Annotated in this window: 16 protein-coding genes; 2 read left to right on the plus strand and 14 right to left on the minus strand. The window is 42.5% G+C overall.

The annotated features are described in order from the left end of the window. Window positions 1–19: 19 nt before the first annotated feature. Together AAEY75_RS00260 and AAEY75_RS00265 are read right to left on the minus strand one after the other, a co-directional pair. Window positions 20–631, minus strand: a complete 612-nt coding sequence (locus tag AAEY75_RS00260) for a hypothetical protein (RefSeq protein ID WP_352257623.1) — start codon at window positions 629–631, stop codon at window positions 20–22. A 312-nt stretch (window positions 632–943) separates the two neighbouring features. Beyond that, window positions 944–1,546, minus strand: a complete 603-nt coding sequence (locus AAEY75_RS00265; protein WP_352257625.1) for a short chain dehydrogenase — start codon at window positions 1,544–1,546, stop codon at window positions 944–946. Window positions 1,547–1,635: 89 nt separating this feature from the next. Here AAEY75_RS00265 and AAEY75_RS00270 point away from each other — a divergent pair, with 89 nt between their 5' ends. Next, window positions 1,636–2,541: a LysR family transcriptional regulator gene (locus AAEY75_RS00270; protein ID WP_352257627.1), complete on the plus strand. Its 906-nt coding sequence runs from the start codon at window positions 1,636–1,638 to the stop codon at window positions 2,539–2,541. Here AAEY75_RS00270 and AAEY75_RS00275 read toward each other — a convergent pair. After that, entirely contained in the window at window positions 2,457–2,753 is a 297-nt protein-coding gene (locus AAEY75_RS00275) for a DUF2798 domain-containing protein (RefSeq protein ID WP_352257629.1), read from the minus strand. The genes AAEY75_RS00270 and AAEY75_RS00275 overlap by 85 nt on opposite strands. A 763-nt stretch (window positions 2,754–3,516) precedes the next feature. Here AAEY75_RS00275 and AAEY75_RS00280 point away from each other — a divergent pair. Then, window positions 3,517–4,791, plus strand: coding sequence for a tyrosine-type recombinase/integrase (locus AAEY75_RS00280; RefSeq protein ID WP_352257631.1), 1,275 nt, complete (start codon window positions 3,517–3,519; stop codon window positions 4,789–4,791). Between the two features lie 108 nt (window positions 4,792–4,899). On the opposite strand, the gene AAEY75_RS00285 is transcribed toward AAEY75_RS00280, so the two are convergent. From AAEY75_RS00285 to AAEY75_RS00335, 11 genes are all read right to left on the minus strand, one after another. Beyond that, window positions 4,900–7,221: a TonB-dependent receptor gene (locus tag AAEY75_RS00285; protein ID WP_201589629.1), complete on the minus strand. Its 2,322-nt coding sequence runs from the start codon at window positions 7,219–7,221 to the stop codon at window positions 4,900–4,902. 191 nt (window positions 7,222–7,412) lie between these two features. Beyond that, window positions 7,413–8,057: an RraA family protein gene (locus tag AAEY75_RS00290; RefSeq protein WP_352257633.1), complete on the minus strand. Its 645-nt coding sequence runs from the start codon at window positions 8,055–8,057 to the stop codon at window positions 7,413–7,415. A gap of 28 nt (window positions 8,058–8,085) precedes the next feature. Then, the gene (locus AAEY75_RS00295; RefSeq protein WP_352257635.1) at window positions 8,086–10,167 is read right to left on the minus strand and encodes an IucA/IucC family protein; all 2,082 of its coding nucleotides are present in this window, start codon (window positions 10,165–10,167) and stop codon (window positions 8,086–8,088) included. A gap of 4 nt (window positions 10,168–10,171) precedes the next feature. After that, the gene (locus AAEY75_RS00300; RefSeq protein ID WP_352257637.1) at window positions 10,172–12,100 is read right to left on the minus strand and encodes an IucA/IucC family protein; all 1,929 of its coding nucleotides are present in this window, start codon (window positions 12,098–12,100) and stop codon (window positions 10,172–10,174) included. Window positions 12,101–12,220: 120 nt separating this feature from the next. Further along, a complete protein-coding gene (locus AAEY75_RS00305; protein ID WP_352257639.1) occupies window positions 12,221–13,705 on the minus strand; it encodes an MFS transporter in 1,485 nt (494 codons plus the stop codon). Then, window positions 13,705–14,307: a GNAT family N-acetyltransferase gene (locus tag AAEY75_RS00310; protein WP_352257641.1), complete on the minus strand. Its 603-nt coding sequence runs from the start codon at window positions 14,305–14,307 to the stop codon at window positions 13,705–13,707. Before AAEY75_RS00310 ends, AAEY75_RS00305 begins: the two co-directional genes overlap by 1 nt. A gap of 252 nt (window positions 14,308–14,559) precedes the next feature. Continuing rightward, entirely contained in the window at window positions 14,560–15,954 is a 1,395-nt protein-coding gene (locus AAEY75_RS00315; protein WP_352257643.1) for a lysine N(6)-hydroxylase/L-ornithine N(5)-oxygenase family protein, read from the minus strand. A gap of 274 nt (window positions 15,955–16,228) precedes the next feature. Next, window positions 16,229–18,058, minus strand: coding sequence for an IucA/IucC family protein (locus AAEY75_RS00320; protein ID WP_352257645.1), 1,830 nt, complete (start codon window positions 18,056–18,058; stop codon window positions 16,229–16,231). A gap of 1 nt (window position 18,059) precedes the next feature. Next, window positions 18,060–19,565 carry a pyridoxal phosphate-dependent decarboxylase family protein gene (locus AAEY75_RS00325; protein WP_352257647.1) on the minus strand — a complete coding sequence of 502 codons (1,506 nt, stop codon included), beginning with the start codon at window positions 19,563–19,565 and terminating at the stop codon, window positions 18,060–18,062. A 115-nt stretch (window positions 19,566–19,680) separates the two neighbouring features. Continuing rightward, window positions 19,681–21,030 carry a diaminobutyrate--2-oxoglutarate transaminase family protein gene (locus AAEY75_RS00330; protein WP_352257649.1) on the minus strand — a complete coding sequence of 450 codons (1,350 nt, stop codon included), beginning with the start codon at window positions 21,028–21,030 and terminating at the stop codon, window positions 19,681–19,683. A 375-nt stretch (window positions 21,031–21,405) separates the two neighbouring features. Beyond that, window positions 21,406–22,119, minus strand: a complete 714-nt coding sequence (locus AAEY75_RS00335; protein WP_352257651.1) for a DarT1-associated NADAR antitoxin family protein — start codon at window positions 22,117–22,119, stop codon at window positions 21,406–21,408. Window positions 22,120–22,447 lie beyond the last annotated feature (328 nt).

Consider the following 22,447-nt stretch of genomic DNA (forward strand, 5'->3'; position numbering starts at 1 on the left):
TAACGGCTGTAATCACAGGTCACTGAGTTATTTTCTTAAAAACAGCGCCGCTATAACCGCCTAACCAATCTACATAGACTTGTTTGAATGAAGGCTTTAAATCGACAAAGTTCTTATTTTTAAAATACAACGTATCGTAAGCGTAATCAGTTTCAGGTTTAAAGAAAATAACAAGCTTGTCGAGGTCATGGTCGCGGTAGGTCGCATTTTTGAAGTAAACACTATAACGCATACTGCCTTCTTCATCCTGCTCTACCTGAATATCATCAATGGCCTTACGGTACTGCTTGGGTACACTGGACAATGGTTTTAGATAGTATTGGTCTTCAAATGCGGCATTAGAATCATGACCAATAAAAGAAGATTTGAACGCATAAAAGTCTTTTTCACTCGGGCTAGCATCAAAGCCATTATTTTTTGCGCCATCTACAAAACCACAGCTGTCTTCAAAGAATCGCAGAGCTTGAAGCAACTCTTGCTTTGGTTGTTCATGATTACTGATGAGTTGTGTAGGCGCGCTATCGACCTTGGCTGACACAGCTGCACTATTGGCCTTCTGCTGAGTACATCCTGATACGATAAATCCTGCACATAATGTTAGTAATAGTATGTTTTTATTATAAGAAATCAAAATTAATCACCTTAGATAATGTTATGACAGCTGCTTGGCTGATTACGTCCATACGCCATCAGTTAACAGCATTGAGCCGCAAAAAACCAGTGGCATCATACCATCTAACAATAGATAACTGACCAAGTTTACATAAAGGCAATTAAAAATAGACTGCAAATATTCGTTGGCACCCTTGATTAATACTTTGTTGTGGAGGGAATAACGAATTACTCATGTCCAATGGCATAGGAGCAATTCGTTATTCCCTCTAAATAAAATTAAGTAACCTGAATTCTGGATAATAAATCCATCTCAAGCAGCTATTTCAGGTTAATTAACGTGATCAGGGGCATCAAGTGTTGCGCCATGCATTGAACCCGTTACAGCAGCAACATATGCCTTAGCTGTGTCATCTGCCGACAGGCCGCCTTCGGTGTCCATACCCATCATAGCCATTGTTTCCTTTACAAAAATTGGAGACACAACATTAAGTCGAAAGCTGTCAATTTCAATCGCCGCTGCTTTAACAAAGCTTTCCAATGCGCCATTAACCATACTAACGACTGTGCTACCAATCATAGGCTCTCGTGACAATACACCCGAGGTTAACGTTATTGAACCACCGTTGCTAATATAAGCACGTCCCAAGCGTACTAAGTTAACTTGCCCCATTAGCTTGTTGTTAAGTGCTAGTTGATACTCATCATCAGAAAGTTGATCAAAAGATCCAAAGTTTGCAACCCCAGCGGTTGAGATAACCGCATCAACTTGTCCGACTTGTTCAAACATTTTTTTAATTGACTCTGCGCTACCTAAATCCACAATCACATCTGCGTTTGAGTATCCTGCAGCTATAATCTCATCGTTATTTGCTAGGCGTTTAGTTACTGCTTTTCCGATAGTGCCAGAGGCACCTATTAATAAAATTTTCATATTGTTTATTCCAGTCTCTTTAAGGTTGAGTAAAGTATAACAATAGACTTATAATTGAAAAACAATCTAAAAACAAAAACACTATTCATATGAAGAGAAAAATAGATATTGTTCGTGCTATAACAACTTTTCAAGTTGTTCTCGATTTGGGCAGTTTTAGCAAGGCAGCGGACCAACTGGGTATTGTTGTTTCTGCGGTTAGCAAGCAGGTATCTGAGCTAGAAAAGCACTTTGGTTGTCAATTGCTTCATCGCACAACGCGTGCGATGAACCTCACTGCGGAAGGTGAGTATTATTTAGAGCAGTTCAATCTGATTGTTGATGCTTTGGAAAACCTTGAGGGTCGAGCAGACATCAATCAGCACATCATTGCTGGGCACCTTCGAATTAGTGCTCCCCCTAATGCTGAACAACTTGGTATCACTCATTTAATTGGGGAGTTTTTGCATCAACACCCTGCTGTAAAAATCACGCTTATATTACTAAATCGTTATATTAACTTAGTTGAGGAAGGTATTGATCTTGCTATTCGAGTACATGAATTGTCGGATTCTCGGCTTATTGCGAGAAATTTTACTGAATTAAATATGTTGTATGTCGCAAGTCCTGATTACTTAGCAAAATACGGTACACCCCAACATCCTAAAGAACTTACAAAACACAACTGTATACTTGATTCCTCAATTCGTACCCCCTGTCGCTGGCGCTACTTTGAAGGTAACAATGAGCGACATGTTAATGTTACAGGAACGATTGAAGTTAATTACGGAAATATTACGGCTGAATACTCAGCCGCAGGTCATGGTATCGCGTTTTTGCCTGATTTTTTAGTGCAGGACTATATTAATAGTGGCCAACTCGTATCTATTCTTGAACCATTTCATATGCCTGCAACACCTGTTTCATTGGTCTATCCAGCCAATCGCATGCAAAACCCCGTACTGCGTGAAATAGTGCAACATTTACTTAATAACAAACCTAAACGTATTATGTGAATAAACACATACTTTCTAGCAATAGGAACAAATACAGCAGATGCAGGAAAACCAATTAAAAACCCCGCTGCCCAAGCATGCATCCACTTATTTAAAAAATTTGCGGTGAATCCTACATTCATAGAAACCATGACAAAGGACATCACAAAACTCATCCCTAAAGAAATAATAAGGCCTATTAAAGGTCCGGCATATTTTGGATTAATGATCACTTTTTATTCTCCACTTGTATCCCAAAAAATAAAATGAAACGCCTACTCAATAGCGTAATTAACAAATCGGGTTTATGCCCTGTCAATATGTATATTCATAGCATTGGCAATAACTATAAAGTCAGCCTCTTGTACTTCAAATAATCCGCGTCGAAATGAATAACCCCAATACTTTTTATCTTTGATGAAGGTAAGCGACTCAAACGTTACTTAAGTGCATTGAGAATTTAACCATCGAAAAATGAGCTGTTCAGTCAGCTCGATAATATTTGCCTGAGCATTTAGCCGTCTTAGTATTAATTCATTCTGCAATATCACTCTCACTCGCTCGCTATTTAGCTATCTGCAGCCATGCTTCATATTTGCACAGAACAGTACTATGACCCCGATTTAAATATTCTGTGCGAGTACAGGAGCATGTGTTTTATATAAAATCCTCTCAAATGCTTACCTAATGGACTGTCTGTACCAAAATGATGTTTAATCATCTCTCAAAATAACCGGCAAAAATGGTGTGTAGGCCAACAACTACATGGCCTACCCCTTATTTTGACCATTATGCTATAATCATCCCCAAGTGAACCTTGGGGATAATTAGGTATGAATAACCATTATTTAAAAGGTTTTATAGGTTATATTTTCAAATACTAGTGTCCATACCAGTGTCCAATAGTTCTTTATGCTTATAGATAGGACGCTTTTCATAAGTTATAAATCCTAAACCTATCATTCGCCTTACTTATTATATTTATGGATACACATCATGGCTGTCGACAATGCAAATGACATCAACAAACTTGAATGCCGAGATAAAGACTATTCGGTCAGCATCTCAGGTGTGGCAGGTTTGAGTCTTCGTATTTATCCAAATGGTAAAAAGGAATACTACCTGCGATATTCTCATCCGCACATCAATGGTAAGCGACCTAGGATGATGTTGGGTAAAGTTGAAGATATAAGTCTTTATGAAGTTAAGTATAAAGCAGAGACTATACTTAATACGGTCGCAAAAGGCTCTGACCCTAAAGCCATCCATCAAAAAGAGCAAACCAATAAATATGCTCATCTAAAAAACGCACCATTTTCTGAGATTGCAAAAGCGTGGCGAGATCACAAAACATCAGGTCGCCAACAAGGCAAATCTAAAAAACCGTCATTTAGTGAGTCGACCCTTAAGTTTTGGGATTTATGCCTCGGATATATGTGTCGTGAAATTGGCGACTTGAGAATGAACGATATCACCAGCGAGATGATATTAAGCTTGTGTGAGTCGATTCAAAACAATGAAAACCAAGCGACTTTCGTTGGTGCAAGCACTCGGCTATATACTGAAAAGGTGTTTTCATTCGCTGTCGCAAGAGGACTGTGCGATAGAAATGTGGCGATTGATACACGTGGTGAGCTTGCACCTGCCAACTCAGGCAATCATTTGCCAGCTATTACCAAGCCAGATCAATTTGCGACTCTCTTAAAGGATATGTCTGATTTTAGAGGTGCAAGTAAGATTACATTAGAGGCGATGAACTTATTACCTTATGTGTTTGTACGTAGTATCGATTTACGGTCTATGCGTTGGGATGATATAGATTGGGATAATAACTTGTGGTCGTTCTCTCCTATTAAAGGCGAAGGTCGTGATGATATGGTCTCGCATTTAGTCGTACCATTGGCGACACAAGTGATTGCACGTTTGCGACACATTCAGTCAATCACGGGCCACAAAGAACATGTATTTGCCTCGATGCGCGGTTCAAGCAATGCTTATATTAGTAAAGCCACGTTGGTGCAGATATTTCATCGGCTGGGATACAAAGATGTGCAATGTGCGCATGGATTTCGGGCATCGGCTAAAACATTGCTAATGGAACAGCCAGAGTTACGTTATTCGGATATTGTCACAGAATTGCAGCTGGGTCATCGAATCAAAGACACGCATGGTGGTGCTTACAACAGACTCGATGAGATAGATATCAGAGTAGAGATGATGCAGGATTGGGCAAACTATATAGATGAGCTCCGAAATAACTCTAAAAAGTAATGATGTTGTTTCTACGACGTGTAGGTAGCCGTATTACTGACAATCAAAACATAAAAACCCCTTCACGCTAAATTTTCATAGCGTGAAGGGTTTTTATACGTTCTGTTTTTAGTAATCGACGGTATAGCTTAAACCATAGGTGGTGCCTGCTGCTGGTAAGCGGTTCAGGTCTCCGTAAGTGGTTTGATGGTAAACCGTTAAATAGTCTTTATTAAGTAGGTTATAAATACCATAACCTACTCGGCCTACTGGCATTTCTACTTGTCCCAACACATCCAATGTCATGTAACCCGTAACTGGCAATGCACTAGAATCAGGGTCTTTTTGTTGATCTTTAGAGGCTCTATCATCACCGCCAACGGCCAATGCTTGCAGACGTATGTTACTGCCTTCATCAAAGTTATACTGAGCAAATGCAGTACCTTTTAGCGGTGTTAGGCGCACAGCATCTAGCTCCAACCAATCGCCATTATAGTCATATTGACCACGGGTATATGCCACACTACCACCCACTTGCCACTGATCGCTAAGATCATGAGTAAGTGAACCTTCTACGCCATAAACACGCTCATCAGTATCCACAACCTCGACAGTATAGCTGTCTGTAAAGCGTACTACTTTATCTGATTCGTTATAAAAACCGCTCAAGCGTGCTGCTGTATCACCGTGTTTTCCCTGCCAACCAAACTCGTAGTTATTGGTTGCAATCGGTTGAACATTGTCTGAATTAACCACGAAGCCGGCACGCACATCTCGCAGCGCTCGCTGTATATCTGCGGTGTCAAGACCTTGTGAAAAATTGGCAAACAATTGATCTTTCGGTGTTATCTGATAGCTGGTACCAAGATTAAAGAGTACTTTGTCATGGTCGGTACTGCCTGCTTCTACCGTTCCTGCTTCATAATTATTTGTAGGATCGTTAGCGTAATACTCTTCCATCATTTGTTCGTAGACCGGTACAAAGGCATCAGTATCCGATGACAGCTTTTGATAACGCACGCCAGCACTGGTATGCCACTTATCGGTCAAATCCACATCTGCATTGACAAAAGCACCCAGTTTATCAATGGTGGTATCTGGTCCAGCATTATAGGTGAGACCGTTTGTTTTAGCCGTTAAGCCATTGCTAACATAAAATGCCGTAAAGTCTTGTCCATCGTAGGTTTGCTCGCTGTTTTCACGTTCAAAATCAGCGCCGTAGCTAAATAATGTCTTTTTACCAGCAAGTTCAGTTTCTGTTTGCATGGCGGCACGCAGACCCATGACATCAATTTCCGCTTCTGACTGAGTGATAAAATATGGATTACCATTTGCATAATAAACATAATCATCTTGCTCTGTTACAGCTTTAACGGAAGGGTAAAAACGACCTTTTTCGTTTCTGTAGTAACCAGTCAAGCTTAAGCTAGAACCTGAGCCTACAAAATCATCATCACTATAATTTAAATTTACCGAGCTTTTTTCGGTATAAGGCTGGTTTTCTACGTTGGCGCCATCAATGGCTACTAAAGATGGGCTGGCACCATATAACACTGCTAAACCATCACCGTAGTCTGGGCCGTAGTCAGTATCTTGCTTATCTTTATAATAAGTCACTGCGAGATCAAGACGTTGGGTGTCCGTTAGCTCTACACCTAAGCTGCCGTTCACACTTAGTGATTCGGTATCTTGTTGATCCGTTTGGTTGACATCAGGGCTAACTCGGTCGCCTTTGCTATCAAACTTACCACCTTTGGTCTCATAATCAACATCTAGGCGCCCATAAACCCGCTCGCCGCCATATCCTAAAGATTGCCCTACATTATAGCCAAATGAATCTGAATCAAAGTCACGACTGCTACTAACGCCCACTCTGGTTTGTCTAATAGGGCCATAACCCACCAGAGATTTAGTCACAAGGTTAATCAGACCACCTGATGCGCCAGCACCATAGATACTGGTGGCACCCGAAAGCACCTCTACCCGCTCAAGCTGTGACGTATCAATACTGTTGAGCTCACGTGAAAGACTGCGTGAACCGCTTAACGGTACACCATTTAGCAAAAACTGTACTGGGCGGCCATGCATGGTGGTGCCATAGTTGCTGGTCGAACCACTGCTGGTACCTAAGCTCGGAATCAGCTGTGCCAATACGTCACCAGTGGTACGGTTGCCCGTCGCCTGCATCTGAATCTCGCTTTCAGTAATCACTTGCGTGACGGCTGGCATCTCACTAATCTTCTGAGCCAGTGCAGTACCTGTTCTGGCACTAGCAGTGACTTTAATGGTATCTAAAGTCACATTAGGCGTCTCAGTTGATGCTGCACTCGACGCCAGCTCTGCTGAAGTATCTTCGGCCACAGATGCCGTATTATCATTGGTTTGTGCATATAACTGCTGGCTAATACAGAGGGTAAGAACGGATAGAGCAACTTGATGATGGCTTTTCATATTTACTTCACTTAGTTGGGTCGTCAAATAGTGGTATCAGTTATATTTAGCTAATAATACTGTGTGTACTAACTTTGTGAATAGCATTGTAAATGATAATTGTTTTTATTTCCAGATGAATTTTTACCTTGTTGTAAGTAGTAATATATGCCAATTTTAGGTGCGCTTGAGTCGTTCTATTATTAATAACTTCACTGGCTTTCAAACAACTTATCCAACTGATTATTACGGTAAGCCTCAAAAAATATCTGAAACTTCACCTCATCTTCTTTGTGCTTTTTTTGACAATCTGGTAATAACTTCTGCGCTACATCAACAGGCAATATAAACACACCATCGTTATCCATCATAGCGATATCACCTGAACGGATAATCGTTGTCTGCTCACCAAAGCGATAGACAATATCGGATGCTAGCGTGCCTTGTATGTGATCGCTTTTAAAGGTGGTCACAGCACTGACGCCTTTTGCAAATACAGGAAAGCCCAATTGTTGAATCTGTACCGAGTCCGTTGCCTGTCCAATGACAATGACGGCGGATAGCTTCTCATAGATAGCCGCGCAAGTTCGCAGTGCTCCCCAACATGCGGTGACGCCCAATACCTGAGCATCAATACATAACACATCATTAGGCGCTGCTTGAATCAGTGCCTGATTGATCACATCCGTATTGTCCGATGTTAGTTGGACTGTCAACACTCGGCCTACTATGGTAGCCGTGCAGGGATTGAGTGGTTTAATATCTGGTAAATACCCTTCCCCAGTCAGATGACCAATGGTTGAGGTACCTATCTCTTTATAACCGTCTATAAGGTCGTGAATATCAATATCATTCATTATGTTCTCATCATGGTATTTCATAATTTTAACTACTTTTCTTGACACGCGTAAACGGATTGATCGTTTTACTTTCTCCCGCTGGCATACTGCCATGAGGATCAGCGCCACGGGCAATAACGGGCAATAGCAATGTTTTATGCGGATAATGTGAACCGTTCAATAACTCATCACGGATAACCTGACGTTGATCGTCATCAAAATCGATAGTCACCAAGGATTCCTCAATACTTATCATTGCCTCGTGCCACAGAGTCTCTTCATTGATATAATAGTGCTCAACCAATGACTCGATAATCGCCCGAAGATTAACCAGTAACCCTAGCGACTGTAGATAAAATATTAGCGCTTGCGGCGTCTCGCGATATAGACGATTTTTAAAATCTGGCGGGCTTAAATATTCAGGATCTGATATTTTATGGCGTGCCAGCCATGGTACATAGATGCGTACAGAGTCATGGTCACGCAATAACAGACTGGTAAAACGATTGTCTTTTAATACGATAACAATATTTTGCCCGTGCATCTCAGGCGCAAACCCTAGGCGTAGACAGCGCAGCATAGTCCCCAAAAACACATCACAAAGATTCTTAAAGCACGCTATGACAGCGGGTTTTTTATTCTGTTGCGCGCTGTCTTGGCTACCATGCTGGATGCTGTCCTGAACAATCCCATCAAAAACATGATGACTGACACCTTGCTGATATACCAACATACCCAAGCTTGCCATTGGTAACAGTCGAATCCTATCGTCACAAAGATCTGCTGGCAGTTGACGTAGCATCGCGCCTAAATGCGTGGGTTTTTCTTGATAAAAGTAAGGATTGATAGCGCTTTTATCATGCAAATGAGAGGGTGACATATAACCCCACCATAGACGTTCATCCCATAACCGTAGCTGTGCTGATAGTACAGGGTCTAACGTTCTTGCCTGCATCAATATGGCTTGGTTTTTTTCACCATTGATCAGCTTGAGGGCTGGCAAGTAACGCTTTGAGTTTAGTGCGTACACACCTATGGGCAGCTTAATGCTATTTGGCGTATCAGCATCAATCAGCATACTGCGCATGGATGAACTGGCATAAGTGATTAGCTTGTCAAACTTGAGGGAAACAACTGTGCCATTGGCAAGATCGTCGGCATATATGTCATCAACCACATGAGTCATTTGCCAAGGGTGTACGGGCATCGCAATGTGCGTCTGCGTAATACCTTTATCGTCTAGCTCTCGCATCAATTTCTGCTGCTGCGTAGTGTCCAAAAGGTAGGCCGCTGGATTTTGCGTTGTTGTGTCTTGAACATGCTCTGCCACCATGACATGGCTTTTGGCAATGGCGACCCATACCAGCGTAATGGGCTGGTTAAACTCTGCCATATAGCGTTTATATTCTTGTGCAGTAAAGCCCAATTTACCTTTTGCCAATGGATGAAAAGGACGATCCATGAGCGAGGCCCACTGCTCCGCTGCAATCAAGGTTTGATGCCAATGCGTATGCTGACATACTGTAGTCGCGATATTTGCAGTTGCTGATTGTTTCTGAGCTATAAAAGAAGCCTCTAAGCTCTCTTTTAGCTTTAAGACACCGACATCAGACAACGTGGCACTATCCATCATTAATAAAAAGATGTCTAACAAGTGCTGTGCTGAGCTTACTGGCTCGAGCAAAGCGCTATCTACATGATGGCTATTATTAAGGATGCTATTAAGATTGCTGTTCAGACTGGCATTGACGTTATGTATGATAGGCAGACAGAATTTAGATAATCGCCATGGTGAAGCATAAGCAGGTTCGACCAGTAGTAATAACTGTCTCTCTTGGTCGATTCTTATCACCATTAACGGGTTATTTTGATCAAAGAAATCTCGATATTGCTCTGATAGCATTTCTAAAGATTGACGTACATTTTGAACTTGAGTCGTCTGATGATTTGCCAAGTACTCAGTGGTAGTTGTCACTTGAATAAAATGCTCATCCACCCACTGCTCTAATAGGAAGCACTCTACCAAATGACTAATCAGCGACCATTGAATGGCCTCGACATCTGAATCAGGATTTGCATCAAGGTGGCTGTTTTGCGCAGAATCTTGTACAGGAAATAAGGTATGCATCGTCTTACCCCTGACTTTTAAATAATGGGTTATTGATGTATTTAATCGGGAATGCTTTATCTCCGAATAATCGGCGCTTAGCCAATGACTCAATGCGCGTTTGTTCAGCGAATACATCAAACAAGTCAAACCGTACTTGATGCTCTGGATGAGAGGTTTGATAGTCGGTCACGCAGTTAGCAACTTGTTGCCAAAACGTCACTTCAGAATAGTGATAATGCGTCTGCATAAAAATCGCAATGTCTGACAACGCCACAAAAAACAAGCAAGCAACCGTCATATCACGAATACCATCGGTATCTTCGGTCTCGATAAATGAGCCTCTATTTAAGGCAGCATGGGCAGGTGGCAAGCTATAAAAGTCTGGACGCAGATGTTGTTGGGTCAAATGATTAGGTGAATAACGAACCCCGTCATGCAAGTCTTTTAATAAGACTTTTATGGGATAACCATTTTCATGTACCAAAACGATGTTTTGCGCATGGCACTCTAGTGCCACACCATAACCAAATAAGATATGTAGTAAAGGAGTGACAGTGACCTTAATTAACTGCGCAATCCATGTCTCTACACCATATTTATCAAGCCAAGGTGCTATCAGATGCGAGCCATCAGCATTGATATAACTGACACCATTGAGCGGAAATGCTGTTTGACCTTCTGATAAATACTGGTTTACGTTTTCTCGCCAAATCGCAGCCAGCCCGCCATACATATTTGGATGCTGGTAGCCACGTGTGCGTAACGCCTCATGGTCTAAACTAATGCCAACCGTCTCACCCAAAAATGCAATGGGTAATGCTTGGGCAGTTTTGTCATCTGCAATCAGTTGATTCAACCAAGTGGTGACAACAGCAGCATTCATCACGGTATGCTTTGCTAGTATTCGCGTGCTTGAGGTATTAATCAGATGCATACTTAGCTTTAAGTAAGCTTTATTATTACTGGCATCATTATCACCGTTAACATTGTCATCAGCATTACCAAGCATCGTCAATGAGCGAATAGACTGCTGAGCGCGGTACTGATGACCTGCACTACCCAAATAGATAACTTCTTGCGTGGCAAGCAATGGTTGTAATGCTTGAATCAAGGTGTTTTGCCATTGCCAAGGATGTGCAGGTATTAGGCAATAGTCATTAGCCGTCTCATTTGCGATTGCAAGTACTTCTATGAGTTTGGCATTGAGTGCAGAAAATTCATCCGCACCTACATAATCTTTCACCCATTCATTGATATCGATACCAGTAGTGGTATTGCTCACCAGTAGCTGTTTTTTGACCGCCAACCACACTACGTAGATGTTCTGATCAAATTCCGGCCCATAGTTATAGTTGTCTTGTAAATCAAAACCGATACGAGACTTAAAACAAGGATGATAAGGGTGCCCTGCCGTCAAATAGCCTTCGAGTTGCTCATAAGTGAGCGTATCAATAGGCACAGGTATATTAGAAGTCAGTATCTGAGATTGTGCTTCATTCACTAAGGTATGGCGCAGCTCTTTGATAAAGCTGTCTTTGAGTTCTGCACCCTCAATGTTGAGCAAGATATCACTGATTACATGCTCAAGAATAGCGTCTTGAGCAACACCATTAACCACTCGCTGCACATTTAGCTCATTTAAACGAATGATGTCAAAACTATAATGGATATAACCTTGCGCGGTATAACAGACATCACCATCTACTTTGATAATAAAATTCAGCAGAGTCTCACTATCAGCACTGTCATGAGCGTTGTTCGCACTTTCAGATTCAAAATCAATAATATTTTCATATAGTAATGCTTGTAGCAATTGCTTGATCACTCGTTGCTCAGCGCGTGCCATGATTTTAGAATCGACAGATGATTGCCACGGTTTAGTTGCATAAGTGACGTCAGTACTATGATTGCTATTATTGTTTTTGGTAGGGTTTGCTAGATGATTGGACATAGGTATAAGCTTCCTGTCTGAAAATTGAATCAAATAAAAGTATGAAGTTAGATGCATATAAAGCGAATGATAATTATTTACGTTAATAAGTTAAAGTAAACCCCGATACGGGGTATTTGTTTATGGGGATCGTGGTAATTTGCACGCTGAAGGGATTGTGAATAATAAAATCACCGCGATGACCACCAGTATTTCTTGGATCGCGCTTGCCATGCCGTCACTACTACCTGCTGCTAATAACTGCGCACTTCGACTGCCTATATAAAGGGTGGACAGCGTGATAAATATGGTAGAGATGATGCGGCGACTGATGTTATTAAGGGCAGCTCCCTCAGTAACAGAGTCTTTTGGTAAGCTGCTAAACCCAACGGTCGTGGTTGGTAGGTATGCTAGACCCACTCCGACACCTCGCATACTCATAATCAACATTAATAGCCAAAGCGTGGGCTGATACAAGCACCATGCCAGCATCAAGGTAGACAGCGCACTAATCGCAATTCCTACGATGCCAATCCCTCTGGCACCTTGCTTATCTACCATCTTGCCAGCGTAATGCGTGGTGATACTGGCCACGAGGGTCGCGACCATTAGGACAACGCCTGTCCATAAAGCACTCTCGCCCATCACGTCTTGTATCAATACGGGCAATAGTAAGAGACACAGCATCAAACCAACTGTTTGGCTAATACTAATGATATTACTGTGCAAATAGGTTTTATTACGGAACAAGCGCACGTTCAATAACGGATGACGCTGCCGCCGCTCATATGCCCACCAAACCATTGCGGACAGCAAGAATCCGACAGACAACAAACCCAACGTGGCTATCTTTAATAGGCCGTCACTGCTGAGCAATCCACTAGTGAAGTCTATCTTCAGCGTGCTCAGCCAAACCATCATCGCAAGCAGCCAAGTGAGTAAGCTGATAAACCCGATGGTATCGAAAGGGCTTTTTTTGTCATGTGAGCGCATATCAGGTATTAGCCGCCATACCATCGCCATGACCGCCACACTGAGTGGCAAGGTAATGGCAAACAGTGTCCACCACGCAAACTGCTCAACCAAGTAAGCACCGACCAAAGGGCCAAACGCCAACGACATCATAATAACAATGCCCCATAGCGCCATTACTCTGCCGTGCTGCTGCTGCGGATAAATCTGATACAGCATACCAATAGATAGCGGGATAATCAGACCGCCACTCAGTCCTTGTATGGCTCTGGCAATGATGACAAAGCTCATACTAGACGCCAGCATCCCAATGACTGAGCCCAGCATAAATCCAAAAATTGCCGCCAAATAAACATGCTTAAAAGGAAACTTTTTGTTTAAGTATCCACTCAGCATCAGCCCCACACTCATGGCCAAGACATAAGCATTTAGCACCCAGCCGCCCATCACGATATCGACATCAAACACCGACATAAAGACAGGAATCGCTGGATTGAGTGCGCTATTACTAAAGCTGACCACCGTACCGCCGAGCAGTAGTGTCAGCAACACCTGCTGTACCTGTTTGTCGGTAAAGCCATTACCACTACTATTCGAGGCTTCGTTTATAGGCGACTCATTGGTAGATTCCTTATTTATAAGTGCTTTGCTCATTAAGCAGTGGCACCATAAAAGCTGAGATACCCTCTAGATTCTAAAAACTCATCGCGATTGCAAAAATACAAAGCGGCGGTCTTTTCTGGCATCTCAATCAGGCGTTGTACTCTATAGGCAAAGCTATCTGCTAGCCATTGATACACCTCAACCTTGCTATCGGGCTCGCCCACGATTTTTTTGGCCTCAGTATGCTCAAATATAAACTTGCTGATCATCAAACCCGTTGGTTTTAGATAGCCTTTGCCAACCACCGCTGGATCGCCAAGCAAAATATGCCAGCCCATGTCCGTCTCTTTGGCTTTGTAATAATGAGACAACCGGTCACGAGCCGTCTCATAAATCTCTGTATAGCCAATCGGCTTATCATCACAAAGTATGAGGTAGAGACGCTGATGATCATCGGCCAGCATTTTTTCAAAATGGGTTTTTAGTTGCGGCATTGGGAGATGTAGCTGCCACTGATCGACCACATGCTCAGCATGCATCCATTTATACAGCAATGGCATATCATCTGGGTATTTGACAGGTCGCAATGCAAACGTCTTTTGATAAGCTTCAATGCTAAACGTATCGGGTAGGTTTTGGGTGATGGTCGGCATGACTTGCTCCTAGTTATTATTTTGCTATGTGGTTAGGGCGTGTCCTCAATTCAATCGATAGTTATCTAAATGGTAATAAAAATGGCTAAATCTTGCCAAACGGTGTCAAATAGCTGACTAATATCTCGATATTATCTGCGCTATTTTCCTTGTTTGACTGCAACTTATCTAATTTTTATTACCATTTTTAAAATGAGGACACGCCCTAGTGTTTTTTAATATCGTTTCTGTTCAATATAATGCTTATAAAAACTACGCGCCAAATTTTTGAAATACTTTTAAGGCGTCAGTGTCGTAAGTCTGCTCACCTGTTAACTGGTTGATGATGCATCCTGCTCGATAAGCACCCAGCCCCAAGTCTGGTGCCCCAACGCCATGAGTATGGACCTCTTGGTTTTGTACAAAAATCTTGCCATCGGTCGCGATGTCTTTTTGATGCGTTAGCACATATTTCAGTGCATAGTCTCTATCAATGACTGGCTGCTCAAACGCATCATGCGCGATGCTAGGCAGTAGCGTATTTAAACACTTAGGCAGACCGTAACGATAGCCTGTACCAGCAATCACACAATCATACTCAGCAGTAAAATCTTGATTCTGTTGACGCTGTCTACCCACCAGTTTTATGGTGTCTGTCGGCGCTGGCACTTCTAGCATTGTTGTCAGCGTTGCCTCAACCACTTCACAGTTAGACAGCAACGTCGAATACAAATCTTGATTGGTAATACTGCGCTCATAGAGGCGATGATAGATATCACGTATGGTCTCAAAGCCCATGCCTTTATAGAGCAGATCTTGCTTGGCAGTAACTTGAGGTTTGGTTGCTGAGTCTAAATCATAAAAGTAATCTGTATAAGCCGGGCTAAAATGCTCCAAACCTAATGGCGAGTACTCCATGGGGAAAAATCCTGCCGAGCGCGTCATCCAATCTAGCTGAAACTTAGGGTCGTCATTAGTACTATCATCGCCATCAAACTGCTGATCAAACAGCGTTCGATACACCTCTGCTGAGGACTGCCCAGATCCCAACACCAGTATTTTGGTCAGCTTGTTGTCTGTCTTGGTACTATTCAGATCAAGGCTACTAGCATTGAGGCTATCCAAGTCAAAATTGTCTGCAAAATTAGCGGTGTGCATGCAGCGGTTGGGTGCTTGTTTGGCAATATCTTGCAACGATGGTGGTAGCGTCGCCTGTGTTCCTGTGCCTATGACCAGATTTTTAGCACGATAGGTGTTTTGTTTGCCTTGTTCAGAGACTGTCACTACAAACCCATCATTATTGTCGTCAAACGTTACGTCTATCACTGCCGCATCAAAATTCAGACTATCCAGTTGCCCTGCTACCCATTGGCAATAATGATTGTACTCTTTACGATAAATTTTAAACTCTTCTAAAAAGTAAAACTTGAGCAATCGGTGCTGAGTATGCAAATAATTCAAAAAGGAATACGGACTGGTTGGGTCTATCAATGTCACCAAGTCTGCCATAAAAGGCACTTGCAGTGTGGTGTTTGGCAATATCATACCTTTATGCCAATTAAACTCAGCTTTTTGCTCAAAAAACTTGGCAGTTACGTTTGTCTTTGTCAGTAATGCCGCCAAACTTAAATTAAACGGCCCTACGCCAATACCAATAATATCTAACACTGTCGCCCCTTAGTGATTTGGTGGTCACGTTAATTCTGATGCTAGGGCGTGTCCTCATTTTAAAAATGGTGATAAAAATGAGATAAATCGCAGTCAAACAAGGAAAATAGCGCAGATAATATCGAGATATTAGTCAGCTATTTGACGCCATTTGACAAGATTTAGCCATTTTTAACCCATTTAGATAACTATCGATTGAATTGAGGACACGCCCTAATTCTTGTTGAACCCTAACTTCTATCGTGTGCTAATTTTACCGTTCCAATATGACGTGCTACGTCATCATAGGGTTTGGGATGTCGACATAAATAGACTGGGTTTCAACAGGTGCGGTTAGCTCATCGAGCGCATAGAGTCTGGTGAGTAGATTGCCCTTGAACGGTAATGTAGGGCTACGCAATAACAAATCAAATAACGAGCGATGTGGGTATTGTTGCTCTAAAGCCATTAAACACTCTTTAAACGTCGTGATTAATGCATCCTCACTCACAAGCTGAGTGCGAGCAATAGCAGTGATAAGACCAAATATACTGTTACCAACTAGATAGTAGGCAAATCTTGAGTCGGCAAAGTCTTCTGGAATGACGCACTCTCCTTCGCTAATAAGCTCGGGATAAGCGTCAATGAGCGGCGTGGCATACTCCGCAATATAGCCAAACCCTTGATTGTCTCTGGCCCAAAACTTAGTAGGATAGCCGTCTTTTAGCTCGATCAGACTGTTTTGCTGATGTACCTCAAAACCAATACCATGCTGATAATACATATGAACCAGCGGTATAAAACCAACTTGCAAATAAGTGTCAAACCATTGGATAGCCACCTGTTCTAAAGGTTCATCTATCCGTTTATGGATGGACTTAAACAATGTCTCTAAACGATTGGTGAGACGGGTTGGATGGTCTTGGCTTAAGCTGGCAAGATTGGTGACTTGCGTATCCTCTGTAAAAGGGTTGTCACGTAAGATACAAATGGTCTCATCAATGATTTTTCCATCCACACGTAAGGCAATCCAAGCAGGGTCATTCAATACCGCAATCGTAGGATACTCGGTTTTGAGCTGAGTACCATAGTCGCTACGCCATATTCGGCAGGCATGCATACCGCGTTTACATTCTTTGGGCAGGTTAATCCGCACTGAATTGGTAATCGCTACAGACAACGACAGTTTAAACATCCAAGGCGCATCGAAGGCCGCTAGTGTGCGTACTGATGTCGTTGGATGTAGATACCAACCGAGTTCACCCAAGTCAAACAATTGACCTTTTTCTAGCAGTTTTTGATACCACGGCTGCTGCTGCAAAAACCTTGCTTGCCAAGGATGCAATGGTAACAGCTTATAGTCTGGATGCTCATCCACAAGTTGCTGTTGATAGCCACTCATATCAGCTTGTAGCTTTGATTTGAGCGCTGTGGTAATACTGTCGCCATCTACGAATTCTTCTGTAATGCAGCTGGGGTGCACTAGCCAATAATGCAGCTGGGTTTTGCTACTGGTCTCGGGGGCATACTTCGCCCACTCGGCACCATAAAAGCCGGCACGGCCTTTGGGTGTAGGATGCATGGCATGACCGTAAATAAGGTTTTGTTCGGTCTGAATAAAGTCTTGCTGATAGTCAACGATGTCATCAATCTCATCATTGCGATGCTCTAAAATAATCTGTAGCCCTTCATAACTCTCAATCCAGCGCTTTAATACGCCATTAGCATCTAGCGTCGCTTTGTCTTTATAACGATGCACGATGTCTTCAATAATCAAAGACGCTAGGCTCATAGCAGAGGATTTTATCCATCGGCTGTTTTGCAAAGGGTCGTCCAGTTGCGTGTCTAATGTTGAGTCTGATCGTATGCTTACCTGCTTATTCAATGTAAGCGGCGTGCCCGCCAAACGATGCTGACCCAATTGGCTCACTCTGTCGACAGGTACGACCATTACCGTGTTCGAAGGCAATAGCATTAGCACTAATAGAGGCTTATTTTGTGAGGCCTGCTTCTGTATATCATCCTGCTGCTCTACGGCAATAATATCGCCGCGCCCAGTTTCAAAACAATAAGCATTGATTAGATTTTGTAGTGTAAGTCGATCAAGCGTTTTATGCTGCATCATGTTATTTCTTCCCATCAACGTTCAGGTTGTCAGAATTGAGTCGGTTAAAACCAGCAATAGCCATCTGCTCAATGATGTCTGCAATATCATTGATTTGGGTATTGGGATTTAGAATGGTGAATTTAAGGCAAAGGCGCTGCTCAAACTGGGTGGTGGCCACATTGGCAATATTATTGATCAATAACGCTTGTGCAATGTGGCGATTGAGCTGTGCGAGTTGCTCATCAGATAGCGCGGTATCTTTGGGTGTAAAGTAAAACAAAACACTGCTGATAATGGGCTCATGTACGAGTACAAAACTTTCATTTGCATCAATCAGCTGTGCCGCCTGCTTAGCAGTATCCAGACAGCTATCAATCAAGGCTGCATAGCCATCCGTTCCCAGTAAGTCCAGCGCCATCCACAGCTTTAAGGCATCGAAACGGCGTGTGGTCTGTAAAGAGTACGTGACCAAGTTTGGAATGTTTTCCTGTTCGTCATCAGCAGAGTTTAAATACTCACTATGATGGCGAATACTCTCGAAATTTTGATTGTCTCGTAAGAGAAAAGCACCACAGCTAATCGGCAAGAAGAAATGTTTGTGAAAATCTAAGGTGATAGAGTCAGCTTGATTCAGACCCTCAATTAAGTGTCGATAGCGCTGTGATAGTAGCAATGCCCCGCCCCATGCTGCATCGACATGTAGCCATATCTGTGCATCACGGCAAATTTTGCCGATAGACATTAGAGGATCAATAGCACCCAAATCCGTTGTGCCAGCAGTTGCGATGATAGCCATCACATTGTCAGCACCCAGCTGATCTATCTGACGTTGTAAGTCAGACATCAGCATGGCACCTGATGCATCGGTCGCTACTTTAAGGACAGATTTTTGACCCAAACCCAATAGCGCCGCGTTTTTTTCAATAGAAAAGTGCGCTTGGTCTGAGCACAGGATGTTGCCAACAGGCTGACCCATCAGGCCGTCCTTTTGCACATCAACACCCTTAGCCTTATAGAATTGATTGCGTGCCAGCAGTAAACCCATCAAATTACTTTGCGTACCGCCACTGGTAAAGACGCCACCAGCGTTATGACCTGTCTGTTCATCAAAGAGGGCATCAGAGATGTCACCAAACTGACAACGTTGACACAGCCAATGGATTAAGTCTTTTTCGATATAGGTCGCTGCTGGGCTTTGGTTCCACGAGTCCATACTTTGGTTCGTGGCCGCGATAATCATCTCAGCAATCTGACCAATAACCAGTGTGGGTGGATGCAAGTGCGCTAAGCAATTCGCATTGGCCGTCGACACACAACTGGGTAAAAATTTACTTTGAATATCAGTGAGTATCGTGTCGATGTCTCGCCCTTGTTCACGAATGCTAAAGGTATTGGTCGCTTGCACTTGTTGCGGTGTGCCGCCCAAATACACGTTATTGTCGTCTAGCCACTGTTTGATGACAGCGCTGGTTTTTTGCATATGCGTGACATATTGCTCACTGGTTTGCTGATTTAATAAATGCAAGATGTCCTCACTTGTTTATTCCACGATTGTATAAATCGCAAATAAGTGACTTATTATTAGAGTCGTTATCAGAGTTTTTTATAAATGTGTGAATCATGCTAAATCGCTGGCAAGACTATTGATTGTCTTCTAGCGCCATATCAAGCTTCTGCAAGACTTGCTGCAACTCATCTTTGGTTATATTAAGGGGCGGCAATAATCGCAGTACTGTGCCACCGCGCCCACCCTTTTCAATTACCAATCCATGCTTAAAACACGATTGCTGGATTTTGGCAGCCACATCGCTGTCTGCTGGATAGCTACCGTCATTTTTCTTAGGTAGGCTGGGATTGATAATCTCTATGCCAATCATGAGACCTCGTCCTCTGACTTGGCCCATTTTTGGATAGCGCTGTTGGCGTATTTTTAGCTGCGACATGAACCATGCGCCTATTTCTAAAACATAGTCAGCAACGTTGTTGTCTTTTAAGTAATTGAGAGTGGCAAGGCCAGTCGCCATGGCCAATTGATTGCCTCTAAACGTGCCAGAATGATTGCCTGCCTGCCATACATCGTATTGTTTTTTGATACCCAATACTGCAAGTGGCAGACCACCACCGATTGCTTTTGACATCACAATCATATCAGGGTCAATATCGGCATATTGATAAGCGAACCAACGTCCTGTACGGCAAAACCCCGTTTGTACTTCATCGATAATCAGCATGATTCCTAGCTCTTTTGTCACTCGGCGCACATGCTTCAGCCACTCTATTGGTGCAGGGTTGACGCCGCCTTCCCCTTGTATAACTTCTAAAATGACTGCGGCTGGTTTCACCACACCGCTCTCTACATCTTTTAAGAAATTTTCAAAGTAGCGCATATGGGCGTGGATGCTTTGCTCAAAAGGTAAGCCAAATGCGCAGCGATACATATTGGGATAAGGCAAGAACTGTACCGAGCTCATCAGACCTTCGATACCTTGTTTAGGTGCCAAGTTCCCTGTCACAGCCAGAGCACCATGTGTCATGCCATGATAGCCACCGCTAAAACTAACCACACCTGAACGACCTGTGACTTGCTTTGCCAGTTTAATAGCCGCTTCTACCGCATCAGCACCCGTCGGGCCACAAAACTGCAAGCAATACTCATCGCTATTGGTCGCAAGTAACTTGTACATGAACTCGCTAAATTTATCTTTTAACGGTGTGGTGATATCCAATGTATGCATCGGTAAATTGCTATCCAATAGCGCTTTGATGCTTTCTATGACTACGGGATGATTGTGTCCAAGTGCCAGCGTGCCAGCGCCTGATAGGCAGTCGATATACTCATTACCTTCCACATCGGTAATCCATGCGCCTTTGGCTGATTGAATCGCAAAGGGTAGCTTACGTGGATAACTACGAACCTTTGATTCAAATTTTTCTTGACGGTGTAAGTAGCATTCGTTATCAAGTGGTTTGTCTAAAAGGATCGTGTCCATAGCTTTAGCCTTGTTATTGTCAGTCGTCTTGGATAAACATTCAAAAGTAAGTGTTGACGCTTACTTCTTAAAATACTGCTTATTTTTATTGAATAAAAATGTAAATGATAATCATTATTATTAATGAGGCGTAGTATCTACCTCTGATTATTTTCTGTCAACCCCTACTTATTGGTTTTTTCGATATGCTAGGGTTTATCTTCATTTCAAAAATAGAGATAAAAATAAGATAGATGGCCGTCAAACGAGAAAAAATTAGTGCGAATATTGAATTGATAAACGAAAAAAGAGCACAGAAGATATTCTGTGCTCTTTTGTTATACCTGCCTGCTATCTAATGGCTACTAACTACTAACGGATGCAGTAGTCTAACTATTAGACCCAACCTTCTTCCAACAGATGCTCAGTATTACTGGTTTTAAAACCGTTGCATAAGTCATAAAACGTCATCGGATCTTCAACATTATCGAGCAATTCTCTTTTATGCAGCGCCACAAATAACGCTAACGCATACGCCGCACTATGGATGGACTTTTTAGGATTAAAAGTGATATCAGTGAACCCTTGATATTGAATCACTTCCTCATGTAGCTGAGGGTTTTGCTTTAGAGCATTCACGTACAGCCAGTCATAAAACGTCGTTAACGGCTCTACGCCCCACTCCATACCAAAGTAATTATAGCCAATGAGTTCGCCTGAGGTGGTGAGTCGCTCATCTTTGCGGGCTTGTCTTGGCGCTACTGTTAGCAGATCAAGATAAGGACCACCATCTTCAAAGATCATGCTGGCTTGAAAGGCATTTTCGACACTATATGGATTGCCATCATGCTCATCCGTAATCTGTAAGCTGAAGGGGCTTAGCGGAAAACTTAGCTTGTTGCCCGATTTACTAGACAGCTCTAACACTTGCTTAAATCCATACTTTTTGCGAATGACTTGTTGTAGGTCATTGATGGACTTTTTCTTTTGTCTGCTCGCAAATCCCACATGCCGCTCAAACATAACCATATCCGTTTTTACCAAATTGTCACTGTTGACTTTGGGCATGAATACGGGTCTTTGTTCTATCGTATTTGGTGCGTCTTCCATAGTGATGTGCCTTAATATCAATGGTCTTGTATAAAGTGTGCTTTCATAATTAGTCTAGCAAAAATGCTTATGACAGCTGACTCTGTCACTGCTATCAACGTTCTTTATTATTGGGGTTTTGCTTTCTAGTAATAAAATATCGCTGCTCAATCTGAAATGCGATGAACCGAGTCAACGCTCGCGGAGGCAGTTTATCTTATTCTTAGTCATTTATCCTACCCTATTTCAAGGTTATTGATAACCTTACTGAGTTTTTTGCATCAATGCTTTGCATGGTGTAAACATAAGCAGTGTATTTGACCTATATTCGTCTTACTTTATCCTAAAT

Source organism: Psychrobacter sp. TB55-MNA-CIBAN-0194, assembly GCF_040309505.1.
GTDB lineage: Bacteria > Pseudomonadota > Gammaproteobacteria > Pseudomonadales > Moraxellaceae > Psychrobacter > Psychrobacter fozii.

Coding starts and splice junctions, on each gene's coding strand:
- AAEY75_RS00320 (WP_352257645.1), bottom strand. CDS start 18,058: ATGATGCAGCATAAAACGCTTGATCGACTTACACTACAAAATCTAATC.
- AAEY75_RS00310 (WP_352257641.1), bottom strand. CDS start 14,307: ATGCCGACCATCACCCAAAACCTACCCGATACGTTTAGCATTGAAGCT.
- AAEY75_RS00335 (WP_352257651.1), bottom strand. CDS start 22,119: ATGGAAGACGCACCAAATACGATAGAACAAAGACCCGTATTCATGCCC.
- AAEY75_RS00270 (WP_352257627.1), top strand. CDS start 1,636: ATGAAGAGAAAAATAGATATTGTTCGTGCTATAACAACTTTTCAAGTT.
- AAEY75_RS00290 (WP_352257633.1), bottom strand. CDS start 8,057: ATGAATGATATTGATATTCACGACCTTATAGACGGTTATAAAGAGATA.
- AAEY75_RS00295 (WP_352257635.1), bottom strand. CDS start 10,167: ATGCATACCTTATTTCCTGTACAAGATTCTGCGCAAAACAGCCACCTT.
- AAEY75_RS00280 (WP_352257631.1), top strand. CDS start 3,517: ATGGCTGTCGACAATGCAAATGACATCAACAAACTTGAATGCCGAGAT.
- AAEY75_RS00285 (WP_201589629.1), bottom strand. CDS start 7,221: ATGAAAAGCCATCATCAAGTTGCTCTATCCGTTCTTACCCTCTGTATT.
- AAEY75_RS00300 (WP_352257637.1), bottom strand. CDS start 12,100: ATGTCCAATCATCTAGCAAACCCTACCAAAAACAATAATAGCAATCAT.
- AAEY75_RS00305 (WP_352257639.1), bottom strand. CDS start 13,705: ATGAGCAAAGCACTTATAAATAAGGAATCTACCAATGAGTCGCCTATA.
- AAEY75_RS00265 (WP_352257625.1), bottom strand. CDS start 1,546: ATGAAAATTTTATTAATAGGTGCCTCTGGCACTATCGGAAAAGCAGTA.
- AAEY75_RS00330 (WP_352257649.1), bottom strand. CDS start 21,030: ATGGACACGATCCTTTTAGACAAACCACTTGATAACGAATGCTACTTA.